The sequence below is a fragment of the Paenibacillus helianthi genome, from assembly GCF_001909055.1.
Lineage (GTDB): Bacteria > Bacillota > Bacilli > Paenibacillales > Paenibacillaceae > Paenibacillus_AQ > Paenibacillus_AQ helianthi.
Window position 1 is genome coordinate 65,796 of record NZ_LVWI01000050.1, and the last position, 12,669, is coordinate 78,464.

Sequence of the window (12,669 nt, forward strand, 5' to 3'; positions counted from 1 at the left end):
TTCAAAAGGTTCGTGAATCAAAATTTGGAGCATTTTCAGTTTCCTGAGAAACCTGCGTGCCAAATTCTTGGAGGTCTTTAATACTCGCACCATAAGAAAATACTTTTCCTGAGACGAAAATTGATAATTGATATAATTCGGTTTCAGATTGCTGTTCCCATTTCCATTCAAATGATTCATCATAATGAGAAAAGTAGCCTTTATATGAAGGCATAGGGAAATTAGTAAGCATTTCAATAAATTTATTTAAGGTAGCGTTTGTCCACCCTATATCACTAGCAATGACACTTCCGTGTTCAAAATTTGTTATTTTAAAGCTACAGCCCTGATCGGGTCTATTGTCACGACAAATAAATTCCATATTTAAAAATTTATTGGTGTCATAATGGTCCTGTAATTTAGCCATATAAATACCTCCAGTAATAGTGCAAGGACTTAGCCATTAAATAAACAAAATATATAAGATCATTGCTGATTTCTTGAATCATATCTCTTGACTTTCACTACAATTTGCAAAGCTTGAGATGCTGATATTCTGGATGTTGGCTGCCTACCTATGTATACAGTAAATTAACGAATAGTAGACGCATCAACTAAGGATTCCCGATAGTTCAATCATGTATGATTTCACTGAAGAGATTTTCAATCAGTCTAAAGTTCTCCTGTAGAGTGTTACTGCCGTCTACTTCTAATACATTTAGCTGTAATTCAAAGGCGCTTTTTTGGACGAATTCTGAAAATAATGCATCGCGAAACATCCATTTGTTAAAAGCTACAGCGGGGTTTTCAGTGTTTTGCAATATGCCTTGTATCCATTCCCTTTTGGAATATTGTTCTCTTTGAAATTGCTCTGTCGGAATAATCCAGATAGCTTTGTGATGTTCATTTAAATGTGCTGATACGAGCGAAGGTAATAATTGATTGCCTTCAACAACAACAGGTTTATCTTTTCTCTTTGCGAGGTCCTTTATGACAAACGAAAAGTCCTCAATAAAAACCTGTATATACACACTTAGCTGTTCTTGGACTTCCCTTGTATAGAAAGCTTCATTAGGGCTCATCGTAGAAACTTTATGCATCGCCGGGTACTCACTAGTTGCAACATCCTGCAAATGTCTATCAAAATATTCATCACATGAATATAGCTCCAATTCGTACTTTTCTGCATACATTTTTGCTAGTGTGCTTTTACCAGCACAAGAGGAACCACCTATCCAATAAATAACTTGATTATTAAGCATTGTTTCCCACCTCAAATGTTTTAACTATTGCTCAGCTTAGCAACTTCGCCAACTTATTCGTTAGATGATACGAATTCTCCTCTATATTTTAGAACATAGACACGACGCTAAACTGCCGGTTAGAGCTTAATGAATCTTTTTCATCGAGAGTTATAGCGCTTGTTACCGACCAACAAGAGCAACATTAGGAGGGCATTTAATAAAACCCTAGAGAAAGTCGGTCTAAGAAAATGAAATTTCATGGTATGCGCCATACGCATGCAACACCCAGTATGCAGAAAGAAACAGCTGAACAGCTTGGCAGAGCCTTATATGGAAATTAGCTCTTTCACAGGTTCTAACACCTCAAATTCCATATTTACAACCTGACTTCCAAACGTATTTTCACAATATTACCAATAGGCTATATTAAAGTAAAACGAAGGGATGTACATGGACATACCGAGGCTAAGATTGACGATGCGGTGTACGCGGTTATTGATATGTTTTTCGCGACGACAAGCCTGAAGAGACAATTGCGGGGGCAACGATCCAAGAGGCAACAGCGAGAATGATTGCCGCCTCAGCCGAAGAAGGTCACTTACGTTTTATAGAGGTGTTTGAAAACGGAGAGAAGATTGGGGAGTTTGGGTATCGGGGAGATGAATAAAACATACAAAGTCATGGAGAGCGATACCGACTTTCTGGCTGCTGCCCTGGCACAGTCTAAGGTATCTGTATGGTTCCAGCCTGAAGATGATCCAGAAGGAACATATCATGGATTATAGCGGGATAGTAGAGGGATATTCCCCGAATAGTATCAAGATAGCCGGTGGACGGTTTATCCGGGAACGATTTGAATTCAGAGCATACATAAAATAACCCGCCGGGCTTGTGCCTGACGGGTTATTCCTGTTTATACAAGAGATCTCGGGAGATCTCCTGGTTTCTGTAACTGATATTTTTTAGCCGAATAACCTAGACAGCAGAATAATCTCTGCCAATCGAATGATGCGACGTCTTCTACGCCCTCTAATGATGGAACTTAGAATAAGAAAATCTGTGCCAACCGATAAGAGAGTTCCGGTATAAATACTGCCAGTGGTTGTCACCTGTATGGTTTTTCCCTGTAGTAATTTGGCTTGTTTGCGAAAGCTCATGGTTTATTCCCCCTTTCTTTTACTGATATGGAACATGTAATAGGTTATTCCTGATCAGTAAAGCTTGAAAGGTATAGACGTGGAGAAAGTAAACCGTATCTCACCGTTTGAGGTTGGGGTGGAGGATTTACTTCTACCACTGTAATTCTGGTTCTGTTCATATTGCTGGTAATCATCTCTAAATCATTCTTGATTTAATCTTCAAAACTAATAACCGAACCTATGTTCATTCCACCAGCATCCAACGTTGGCGGATTTACTAAATAGAGAAAATGGTAATGAAGCTAGGTTCACTTGTAGTTGCTCTAATCGGGTAGCAGTGTCAGCTGCTCCGTCGAATGCCCTAACCCTAACTAGTCGGCGGGCTTTTTTTGGTTATAAGATAAACTCCGAAAATACTGGACTCCGTAGCATGCTGCATTTGGTCCAATTCCTCATCCTTACCTTGGCGCGAAGCCGGGGCTCCAGATGTACAAACTCCTTATCCTCCCCAGTCACCAACTGGCCGGCCACGCCTCGGAACGCCTGCTTATGCAGCGCGGATGCCCCAAGCTCGATAATTCCCGCAGGGCGTAGCCACAATACCTTCCATACCCCGCGTTGGTAGTGATGATATCGCTCTTTTCTAGCGTGCCATATTACACTAAACAAACTAAGAGTGGAAGTTTTATAACGGAAGGCTTCGCCTTCCATACGTCACCATCGGCATTACTAAGCTTAAACTACTTCTCTAAAGCTCTCAAAGCTTTTCAGTTCTTCAACTACTCATACTGTAGACGTGTTTACAGCAATGCTTCAAAACGACAACATGATTCAATCTGAGGGGTTCTACGCATCTTTGTTGGGTTCAAAACCTTCGGGAAATGCTATAATTATAATGAATGGAGCTGATGCCGATGGATTTGCTGGACCCACGTGTGGATTTTGTATTCAAACGGATATTTGGCAGCGAGAATAACAAGGATGTGCTGCTGGCGTTTCTTAACCGCATTTTTACGGAAGCTGGCGAGCCGCCGTTGACTGAGATCATCCTGATGAATCCTTATACGGATAAAGATGATCCACTCGACAAACAGTCCATCTTCGATGTTTACGCCAAGACTTCTGAAGGCAAGCTGATTGATATAGAGATGCAGTTGTTTAATAAGTACGACATCGAGAAACGGACGCTCTTTTATTGGAGCAAACGATATGCGAGTCAACTCAGCGAGGGAGACAAATATCCGGAGCTGAAGAAATGTGTGACGATTAACATTTTAAACTATTCGTTCTTGAAGAATGAGCAATATCATAACGTATTTCATCTGCGGGAAGACCGGACGGGGATATCCTTAATTGACGATATTGAGGTGCATTTCCTGGAGTTGCCGAAGTTAGATGAGCATAGCGTTCCGTCTGAGGGTGGACTGATCAATTGGCTGTTGTTCTTAAAGGGTGCCGATACATCACACTGGGAGGTGCTGAAGATGAATGAGCCGGGATTGGAGAAGGCAATGGATACTCTGCAATATTTGAGTCAAGATTCAGAAGCCAGACGGTTGTATGAGGCCAGACAGAAGTACTTGCATGACGAAGCTTCCATGTTGGGAAGTGCCGAAATGGCAGGTGTAAAGAAAGTGGCCAAAAATATGCTTGCTATGAATATAGACATAAAGACTATTGCAAAGGCCACTGGATTAACAGAGCAGGAGATCAGTGCTTTGAGGAAGTAAAAATGTGGGAGCATCCTATTAGCGGATGCTCCCTTTCTTTTGCGACATCTAGGCGGTGTTCTTCCTGCTTACCAACTGCATCCACCAAAAAGTATCTTGCCTGCGGGGGGCTTCTAGAGTGACATCAAAACTGTAACTACGTAGAAGCTTATGTAAGGGGCCGATAGTGATAGAAGAATATGCATAAGGCTTATGCTTTGGAAATATACAATCTGCTTTTGAGCTAGGGCCGTGATAGCATTCAGCCCTTGCATTTGGTTTTCCTGATGATGCAGGTAACATTTTAAAATAAGAGTTTTAATAATATAATCTTCTAGTGGAACTGTATTTCAGTTTTCCAGATAGAGGTGAAGTTATGGATAACTATTGGTCAACCCTTGTTCAAGGCCCTAAGACTTTGGACTATACAAGGGAGCTCAGATTTAGCGATGAACGAAGGGATTGTTTTATCAAAGCATTGGGACTACAGCCCGGAATGAGTATTGTCGATCTTGGATGTGGTCCTGGAACATTGACCAGAAAAATATCGAAGTGGCTAAATCATGATGTTTCTCTCATGGGCATTGATCGCGATTCTGCTTTTATTGAGTACGCCAGTAAAGAAGCTCGAGAGCAAGGTATGAATAATATTACATACATCCAAGGAGATATACTTAAAGTTCCGCTCCCCTCTGATTCTGTTGATGCGTGCATATCGCATACTGTGATTGAGCATGTTCCCAATCGTGATTTCTTGCTTGAACAACAGCGGATATGTAGATCAGGAGGTACGGTCTCAGTGATGAGTTCTCGACCTGAGAAAAGCATTATCTCCACGCCGTTGTCTGCTTCACAAGCACAGATGTCAGTCAGGGAACAGGAGTTATGGAAACCGATTCATGAAATCTGGTCCAGGAAAGATTCTTCAAGAGGAATTGGCAATTATGCATTAGACCCTTCATTATTACCGTTGCTATTCGAAGAACTTGGTTTTGTTCATATTGAAGTGGACGCAATTACTTTGCCGGTGGTCCTGGATAACTCGAGCACTTCCAGCGAGCAAAAGCTAAGAATGGTAGAGTTAGAGCGACAGCAGGCCATAGAAGGACTAGAGATTGGTTTAAACCAACTTGATGAAGAATATGAACATGCTGGGGAGCTCGGATTGCTGATCCACCAACGTTATGATAAGCGTAAAGACCTAGTCATAAGCCAGAAAAGAGTATGGGATTTTCAAATTTATATGCTGTTTGTAGTGCGTGGAATGAAACCATGATCATCCAATACCCAAGATTGATATTTGAGCAATAAATTCTCCAATAAGGGTTCAGTCTGTAATAATAACGGATGGAGCGGATGGCGATGGATTTGCTGGACCCACGGGTAGATTTTGTATTCAAACGGATATTTGGCAGTGAGAACAATAAGTGTACTGCTGGCGTTTCTTAATCGTATCATTTTGATCTCAAAACTTCGATAAGCTAATGCTCGCTGGTGACGGACTAGTGGAGGCTGCATAGACTAAATCTGCTGTTTATCAACTGTTGCTCATCATCGGTATTCCTCATTTATGAGTGTTCCCCTTAAATATCAAAGTATGAAGCTTGAGCTTCTTCAGTTTCGATTTAGATAAATAAGCGATCTTCCGAAAATCAGGGAGGCCGCTTATTTTATTTGTGCAGATTTATACGCTCCGTGACCACAAAGGGTCAACGGTTTCTTTGGCATGTCTATTTTCTATCCATAAAAAACAAAAAATCCTTGAATATCAAGGCTTTTTGCGTATAGGACGGAGGGGTTCGAACCCATGACCCCTACCCTAGAGAAAGTTGGTCTAAAGAAAATGAAGTTTCATGGTATGCGACATACGCATGCAACCCTACTGCGGTTACAAGGTGTTAATCCTAAAGTCGTATCTGAACGTCTAGGTCATGCTTCAGTGAAAATTACCCTCGATGTGAGCCTTATATGGAAATTAACTCATCCATAAAATGATACAAATAATTAATCCGACCAAATTATATTTTGGTCTATTTGTGCTTCCCAGAAGTACAAATCGTATATGGACAAATGGTTTTATTCAAAATATACCTAGAACGATATCTCAACCCATTGTATAGTTGTAAATATGTCCCAAATAGGAGTTGTCAATAATGGTTAAAGTATTGGAATATTTTGATGAAGCTATTTGACTTACCAAGGTTTTATATTGCTGTTTTGGATAATTCTTAAGAGGAAATAGACTGGGAGCTGTCCTATTAGAACATGCCATCAGAGAGACAAGAAAATTAGGATTATCTAAACTTTACCTCTGTACTGATTTAGAAGGTTATAAAGGTATATGAAGCAACAATCCATTCAACATACAGGGAATGATAAAATAACCTGCATAAAATAGCTAAAGCAGGATTGATCTGTATCTTGTTACATTTTCTGAAAAGGAGTGGCCTTATGAAATATATTAGAAAAGAATTTAAAGATCGTGATTTTTTAAGAATTAGAGATTTTTTGAAAAACTCCTGTCAACATACCCCCTTTCGGAAAAATTGGTTAATAGACCGTTGGATCTTCAATCGATATTGGGGACAAATCATGCATGATACCTTTCATACTTGGCCAGAAACTGTTGGATTATGGGAAGATGAGAACGATGACATAGTTGCAATTGTGAATTCGGAAGGAGACAGGATAGGGAGAAAAACGGGCGCAGCATTTTTCCAGCTTGCGGACAAAGAATTCTCAAATGAATTCCTTAATGAGTTGGTCGATCATGCGGAAAAGAAATTAGCTCTACAGAATGAGTCAGGATGGTCCATCGCTCTTAGAGTAAACGAAGATTCATGGCAGCTTAAGGAAATTTTGAGAAACAGAGATTATATGCTACTCGAATGGAGAGAAGCTATGTCCAGCATGAACCTGGCTGATGAGTTTAAAGCGGAACTGCCAGATGGATTTAGGATTGTCGACGCGAATGAGATTAACGATTATCAGAAAGGCTTTGCGCATGGAAGAGCCTTTGGTTACTATAAGCAAGATATTTCAGATGATGATGATGCGGAACGTTGCTTTAGATCTTTAAGAAAGGCGCCTGGTTATTTGCCGGAATTGGATTTAGCCATAGTTGATCAGTATGATGAGGTTGCTTCATTTGCCAACGTCTGGTACGACGAATTAAATCAAATAGGAATATTAGAACCGGTAGGAACTATACCCAAGTACAGAAAGATGGGTCTTGGAAGAGCAGTTATTTACGAAGGAATTGATAGAGTTAAGAAAAAAGGCGCGGATAAGATGTATGTCGGTTCTGATCAACAGTTTTACCTTTCCATAGGATTCTTAGTAGAATATTCAAAAGAAATATGGCAAAAAGATTTTATATAAATAAATTGTGATAAAGTAAGACTACGCTTACAGGAAACGAGAGTTTAATCATCACAGTGGAAGACTAATTCTTTATTTTCTTCGAACAATTAAAGCCGCTGTAATGAACAAAACATAGAAAAGCCGACCCATTGCGGTCGGCTTTTCTCATCTACATGAATTTAATTTATCCAAGAGTAAAACCCACTGATAAAGTAATGCTTACCCTAAAATCTCTCTAAAAAACTATTCTTAACCAAATCTTGACCAAAGACTTATTTTACTCCTCTTGCCACACTCCAACTTATCCCTAAACAAACAAAAAAGCCTTGAATATCAAGGCTTTTTGCGTATAGGACGGATGGGGTTCGAACCCATGACCCCTACCCTGTCAAGATAGAAGGGAGGAAATGTGATTCGGCCTTACTCCGACAACGTTTATAATTAATCGACCATCAAATTTAAGAACTCGATAGTGTTATTATATGGTGGTCTATTCTGAAAGTAAAGTGGTTTGTCCAAAAAAGGAAGATAGTGGTCTATAATACCGATCTCAATTTAATTCGCTGCCATACGAATATTGAAGGATCGCTATTAAGCGTACATTTCAATTGTACATAGAACGTGTATTTTATACCCTTCAACGTCCAACAGAAGTTGGTTCTGTCGTAATATCAACTGGACATGCAAGGCCACCAGCAATTCCATTAGCAACGTCATCTGTGCCGCTGTTAATCAGATCCTTCTCACACGATAAATTAGCAATTCCTTTTTGTGAGAATGTGTCTATCCCTATAATCTTAAACATCTGACCATCGACAAAGAATCTATTACCGATTTCTAGCCCCAATTCCTTATAATAATTGTTAGTAAAAACATTGATACTTCCATCCACTACAGTTATTACCTTCCCTGATGTTAACCCCAAATCTCCAACAGTAATATAACAATCCACATGAATAAAACGACATGAAGAATTGACAATTATAGTTTGCGGTAATCTTCTGATGATCCCTTTGTATTTGTTGTAGCGCTCAGTATTTATCTCACTAATAAGCATGTATTTATTGCCTTCATGGATAACAATATCGCCACGGTGGATAGGAGAAAGGGAAGTGATTTTCTTATCGTCATAACCACTATTAAGATTCGTGTTAGTAATGACCACTCGCATAGGTGTAGCAGATCGGTTTATATAAACATCCGTACCAATTTGACTCTGGATAAATTCAAAATCGGCTGTATCAGACATATTAAATAAATCAAACATTAGATCACTTCTTTCTTTAAGAGTTGAATAACATAAATGTTGAACTATTACTATTCGTATCGTCTGTAATTGCCATCATACGGATTTTTCGCTCAAGTTGGTCAATACGATTCTGAAGAGAATCGGCAAAATCAGTGATAGTGATATCATCAGATTTGTATGACTTCATCAACGATGGATTATTAGCAATACTGTTCAAAACAGATAGCGCCGCTGAATAGATATTGCGTTTATCTGTGTTGGTGGATGGAGAGTATTCCGCTTCAGGATCGGTTACTCCTTCTTCTGTAAGGTAAACGGACAATTCAGCAGAGGATAAAGTGATTCCCTGTGTTTCGAGTTGAAGACGTTCTGTAAATTTCATATTATTACTCCTTTGTATAGGGATTTTCGGGCATAGAAAAAGCCCACTGATTAGTAGGCTTGAAGTGACTATTGTTATTTGATTTTTGAGAAATCAACTTTGTATGTTACAGATAATTCTTTTCCTGCGTAAAGATAAATTAATTCGGCAGGTTTACTGAAATCAATTTTATTAATATCGAAAGATGGAGATAGTCCAATTGTATACGGTGGACTATTAAAGCCAGAGTCACTTGCTAATTCATTTTTGCCGTAAATATCGGTTGGTTGTAATACTTTTTCTCCCTGTTTAAATACTATGTTAATATTCTTAGCGAAATCAATCTTGTTACCAAATGCTCTTAAACTAAAACTTAACTCATTCGAACTTGACAAAATTCTTGATAGTTTTTTTGCATCTGCTAGCGTATATTGTTCATAATTGCTAGAGGATGAGTAAGATCTAAGTGCGATTGAATAATATGGAGTAGTAACATTGACTGTTGGTTGCCATCTATTCATTGTATCGTTAATAATGGGGAGACGCTGACTTACCTGAAACTTTGAAATAGAATTCAACCCACCATTACCAATTAAAATTGCATTTTTCATTTGCTGGTCTGATAGATTGAATATGTTGTTTTTGATAGTTTTACTTTCTTGACTTTGATTACTGGAAACAGTTTTTACTTGTGGCTGTGATGTGGCAAAGGCAGGACTCGCAAATAATAAAGTAGCAACAAAAACTGAGCCAACAACTCTTTTCATTTTCAATAAACCTCCAATAATATGTAATAATTTCATATTATCGTGATTTATAGTTGTAGGTCTATAGAATTAGGAAATTATATGGATAGTGGTCTGGAAGTATAAGGGGGAGAGGGGAAAGTAAGGTTCCAATGTCGCATACTTAGGAATTAATCCTTATTGATACCCCAGTTTAACGACAAAGAACCTGCCATTTATTTGGTCAGGTTCTTCTTTTATGTACATAAAAATATTTATTTAAGACTTCTTAGTTCAATTCCACTAGTGTCGAAAAAAACTTCCAAATCTCTAGCCATTTCACGAGCAGTTTCTCCGTTAACCTTAGCACCAGATGTATGTGAATATTTACTTATAAGTTCATGAATTGCTGCTTGCTGCTCGATAGAACCATTAACATAGTAAGGAGAAAGCGCACCGACAAGTGAAGCAAACGCTCCGCCCGCAAGTTCAGTGAAATCTGCATCGGCAACAACCATTCCTCTTCTGCTAGTACCCAATGCCTTTCTTACAATTGTTTCCAATTCCATATGATCATGATGAGACACAATAAAACCTCCTACATATTTTTGGATAATGCAGTACAGAATTATTATACCATTTCTTCAAAAAATTTTAGCATTTTTAAGACTAACGCTAAACACCCTCTTACTGACTAATTAATTATAAGATTTCTTCACTGAAAAATCTATCGGCAAAGTCTTTATATTCTTCTCTAACTTTTTTATAACAATTTCCAACAATCATATACATAAAATCGAATGGAATATAAGTATTAAACCAGCCTTCAGATACTTCCTCAATGTTCTGAGTGTAAGAAAGAACTGGTTCTAAAGCATCTATACCTTTGTCTATTTCATTTCTGTAATTATGCACGGCTAAATTTCTCAAGTCGTAAATCTTGTTGAAAATCGTGATTTTTTGAAAGTATTTAATATGTGCTGGATCAACTATATCATCAATATTAAGGAATGAAGAAATTGGTAAATCCTCTCCATCTTCAACTCTAATCAAACTACTTTCAATTTTATCAATATATTGTTTGTAATCCGGTTGATGTATGATCGCTTTATCATTTAGGAATTTTTCAACTTGAATATATTTTAGAATCGATTCACAACCAGAATATTCAGACAGGAAATTTCTAAAGTTTGCTCCGTTATATCTAGCGTTACTACTAGGATATTGCTTATCTACAAAGTTACTTAAAAATTCAAGAAATACGAACATTAGAATACAGGCTTCATCATAATGATCAGATTTAATTTTTAGAATATTATTTAATTTTTCGTCAAAAGTATCTAAGTAACTATATGACATTTTCATATCTCCCCATTAAGTATTTAACTTAACTATTCTATAGGAGATAAAAATTACCTTTTTTCTAATTTTTCAGTTCATGTGTAAATCCATACGATGCAGGACTAATTTCCATTTTTAGGGTATCTAATCCAATTTTCAAGCCGATCTATCACCGTATCATATGCATAATAGTACAAATCAACGTCCAAAATCATCGAATTGGATAAATTTAGTCGATAAATAGACCACTAACTAGACCAGATAGCGGTTCAACTGGTATGGAAGATATATTCTATACCACTTAGATAGCATACAACTATACTTATGTGCTATCTAGGGCTGATTTCATCATATATCACTCATAAATGGTAAATAATAGTAAAATTTGATTAAAAATTGAGCGGAAATTTGATTAAAAAATTAGCCAAATGACACCATATATATAATAGTAGTAGCCAGTAGCAATTTACGCACACCTATAATTGATATATAACGTGTGCGCGAATCACTATTGTTCCACGGGAAATGTTCCACGTTATATCTACTCTATTATATATTCCACGCCATATCTTTACTAACCATTAGTTAGTCACTGTTTTATTGTCATCATCATTACTTGTATCATTATTTACACGCTCACCACTTAATCTTTCTAATTCGCTGTTTATATCTGTGGTGTACGGGCTATGTCCAAGCACACTCTCTACACTGATAGCGCTCATCTCTCTCAACTTACTGAGATTATCAATAATATCCTTCTCAGATTGTGGCATAGCATATTGGAATACGATATCCAATGTGTTCCATTCATCATCATTGAATACAATCCCTTGCAACTCAAGCAATCGTCTAACCTTGTTATAGCGCATCTTCATACTGTCTTTTATATACTTCTCACTGATCATGGCTTTAAGATTACTCAATGAGAACAGTAGTTTAATACTCACTTCACTCAGATTACTTATGTCTGTCTTACCCAATACAATACCAGGCGTTGAACTGACATCAAGTAAACTGGTCATAAGATGCTTATACAATGTCTCAAACGCTTGATGATCAAACTGATTCTGAACAAATGCAAACTCTGAATCTGAATCCAACACCAATCCAGCACCAATAATAGATGTAGGAAGTTTATCACCTGTCAACTGCTGGCCTTTAATCACCGGAATACCCGTTATGTATTTGTAGAAAGCATCTACACTCCGACTAATAAGATCCTCCCACTATAAATTAATAAATACTCTTGTTTACTCACTGGTTCTAAGATTTTCAGCCATAGACAGATTGAGAGTTGGAGAAGTCATGTAAGGATGACATTATTTTCTGGTGAAGCCGGTGGCGGGAATAGAGAGCGGGGGATTCATCCCCAACCCAAGGATACGTTCTGTGATCGCACTTTGGATATCCACACCTGTCTCCTGACGGCTTACCCTCCCATGTCACGCGGGGTCTTTGCCCTTACATTCCTTCGTTCGGCCTCTCAGGAGGTGGACGCCGTTTCTTGCTCCTTTACAGGGTCGTTGCCCTTATGGAAATGATTCCTGCGGCTGCTCCGT

12 protein-coding genes and 4 pseudogenes are annotated in these 12,669 nt (G+C 38.1%); 7 read left to right on the forward strand and 9 right to left on the reverse strand.

What is annotated here, in order from left to right; all coding sequences use genetic code 11:
• Position 1: 1 nt before the first annotated feature.
• Positions 2-406 (reverse strand): hypothetical protein, encoded by a 405-nt coding sequence (locus A3844_RS19285; RefSeq protein WP_074108238.1) that lies wholly within the window; start codon positions 404-406, stop codon positions 2-4.
• Positions 407-611: 205 nt separating this feature from the next.
• The gene (locus A3844_RS19290; protein ID WP_074108239.1) at positions 612-1,241 is read right to left on the reverse strand and encodes a hypothetical protein; all 630 of its coding nucleotides are present in this window, start codon (positions 1,239-1,241) and stop codon (positions 612-614) included.
• 641 nt (positions 1,242-1,882) lie between these two features.
• Between A3844_RS19290 and A3844_RS33770 the strand changes: the two genes are divergently transcribed.
• Together A3844_RS33770 and A3844_RS33515 are read left to right on the forward strand one after the other, a co-directional pair.
• Positions 1,883-2,008: a hypothetical protein gene (locus A3844_RS33770; protein WP_279629281.1), complete on the forward strand. Its 126-nt coding sequence runs from the start codon at positions 1,883-1,885 to the stop codon at positions 2,006-2,008.
• 483 nt (positions 2,009-2,491) lie between these two features.
• A pseudogene (locus A3844_RS33515) lies at positions 2,492-2,578 on the forward strand (YjcZ family sporulation protein); the annotation flags it as partial.
• A gap of 177 nt (positions 2,579-2,755) precedes the next feature.
• On the opposite strand, the pseudogene A3844_RS33520 reads toward A3844_RS33515, so the two are convergent.
• Positions 2,756-2,956, reverse strand: a pseudogene (locus A3844_RS33520) (ATP-dependent DNA ligase); the annotation flags it as partial.
• A gap of 320 nt (positions 2,957-3,276) precedes the next feature.
• Between A3844_RS33520 and A3844_RS19310 the strand changes: the two are divergent.
• The 5 genes and pseudogenes from A3844_RS19310 to A3844_RS19325 all read left to right on the forward strand — a co-directional run bounded on the left by A3844_RS19310 (position 3,277) and on the right by A3844_RS19325 (position 7,452).
• Positions 3,277-4,092, forward strand: coding sequence for an Rpn family recombination-promoting nuclease/putative transposase (locus A3844_RS19310; protein ID WP_244169807.1), 816 nt, complete (start codon positions 3,277-3,279; stop codon positions 4,090-4,092).
• Between the two features lie 355 nt (positions 4,093-4,447).
• A complete protein-coding gene (locus tag A3844_RS19315) occupies positions 4,448-5,347 on the forward strand; it encodes a class I SAM-dependent methyltransferase (protein ID WP_074088537.1) in 900 nt (299 codons plus the stop codon).
• A gap of 86 nt (positions 5,348-5,433) precedes the next feature.
• Positions 5,434-5,524: pseudogene (locus A3844_RS34055) on the forward strand (PD-(D/E)XK nuclease family transposase); the annotation flags it as partial.
• 372 nt (positions 5,525-5,896) lie between these two features.
• Positions 5,897-6,028: pseudogene (locus A3844_RS19320) on the forward strand (tyrosine-type recombinase/integrase); the annotation flags it as partial.
• Positions 6,029-6,522: 494 nt separating this feature from the next.
• Positions 6,523-7,452, forward strand: a complete 930-nt coding sequence (locus A3844_RS19325; protein WP_074108243.1) for a GNAT family N-acetyltransferase — start codon at positions 6,523-6,525, stop codon at positions 7,450-7,452.
• A gap of 619 nt (positions 7,453-8,071) precedes the next feature.
• Here the strand turns inward: A3844_RS19325 and A3844_RS19330 are convergent.
• From A3844_RS19330 to A3844_RS19355, 6 genes are all read right to left on the reverse strand, one after another.
• Entirely contained in the window at positions 8,072-8,701 is a 630-nt protein-coding gene (locus A3844_RS19330; RefSeq protein ID WP_074108244.1) for a hypothetical protein, read from the reverse strand.
• 16 nt (positions 8,702-8,717) lie between these two features.
• Complete coding sequence (locus A3844_RS19335) at positions 8,718-9,065, reverse strand: hypothetical protein (protein ID WP_074108245.1); 348 nt, start codon at positions 9,063-9,065, stop codon at positions 8,718-8,720.
• A gap of 74 nt (positions 9,066-9,139) precedes the next feature.
• A complete protein-coding gene (locus tag A3844_RS19340; RefSeq protein WP_074108246.1) occupies positions 9,140-9,811 on the reverse strand; it encodes a hypothetical protein in 672 nt (223 codons plus the stop codon).
• Positions 9,812-10,044: 233 nt separating this feature from the next.
• Positions 10,045-10,356 (reverse strand): hypothetical protein, encoded by a 312-nt coding sequence (locus tag A3844_RS19345; RefSeq protein WP_074108247.1) that lies wholly within the window; start codon positions 10,354-10,356, stop codon positions 10,045-10,047.
• 115 nt (positions 10,357-10,471) lie between these two features.
• Positions 10,472-11,128, reverse strand: coding sequence for a hypothetical protein (locus A3844_RS19350; protein WP_074108248.1), 657 nt, complete (start codon positions 11,126-11,128; stop codon positions 10,472-10,474).
• Positions 11,129-11,691: 563 nt separating this feature from the next.
• On the reverse strand, positions 11,692-12,324 hold the full coding sequence (locus A3844_RS19355) for a phage portal protein (protein WP_279629282.1): 633 nt from the start codon (positions 12,322-12,324) through the stop codon (positions 11,692-11,694).
• Between the last annotated feature and the right edge of the window lie 345 nt (positions 12,325-12,669).

Coding starts and splice junctions, on each gene's coding strand:
- A3844_RS19340 (WP_074108246.1), bottom strand. CDS start 9,811: ATGAAAAGAGTTGTTGGCTCAGTTTTTGTTGCTACTTTATTATTTGCG.
- A3844_RS19315 (WP_074088537.1), top strand. CDS start 4,448: ATGGATAACTATTGGTCAACCCTTGTTCAAGGCCCTAAGACTTTGGAC.
- A3844_RS19285 (WP_074108238.1), bottom strand. CDS start 406: ATGGCTAAATTACAGGACCATTATGACACCAATAAATTTTTAAATATG.
- A3844_RS19325 (WP_074108243.1), top strand. CDS start 6,523: ATGAAATATATTAGAAAAGAATTTAAAGATCGTGATTTTTTAAGAATT.
- A3844_RS19330 (WP_074108244.1), bottom strand. CDS start 8,701: ATGTTTGATTTATTTAATATGTCTGATACAGCCGATTTTGAATTTATC.
- A3844_RS19310 (WP_244169807.1), top strand. CDS start 3,277: ATGGATTTGCTGGACCCACGTGTGGATTTTGTATTCAAACGGATATTT.
- A3844_RS19335 (WP_074108245.1), bottom strand. CDS start 9,065: ATGAAATTTACAGAACGTCTTCAACTCGAAACACAGGGAATCACTTTA.
- A3844_RS19290 (WP_074108239.1), bottom strand. CDS start 1,241: ATGCTTAATAATCAAGTTATTTATTGGATAGGTGGTTCCTCTTGTGCT.
- A3844_RS33770 (WP_279629281.1), top strand. CDS start 1,883: ATGAATAAAACATACAAAGTCATGGAGAGCGATACCGACTTTCTGGCT.
- A3844_RS19350 (WP_074108248.1), bottom strand. CDS start 11,128: ATGTCATATAGTTACTTAGATACTTTTGACGAAAAATTAAATAATATT.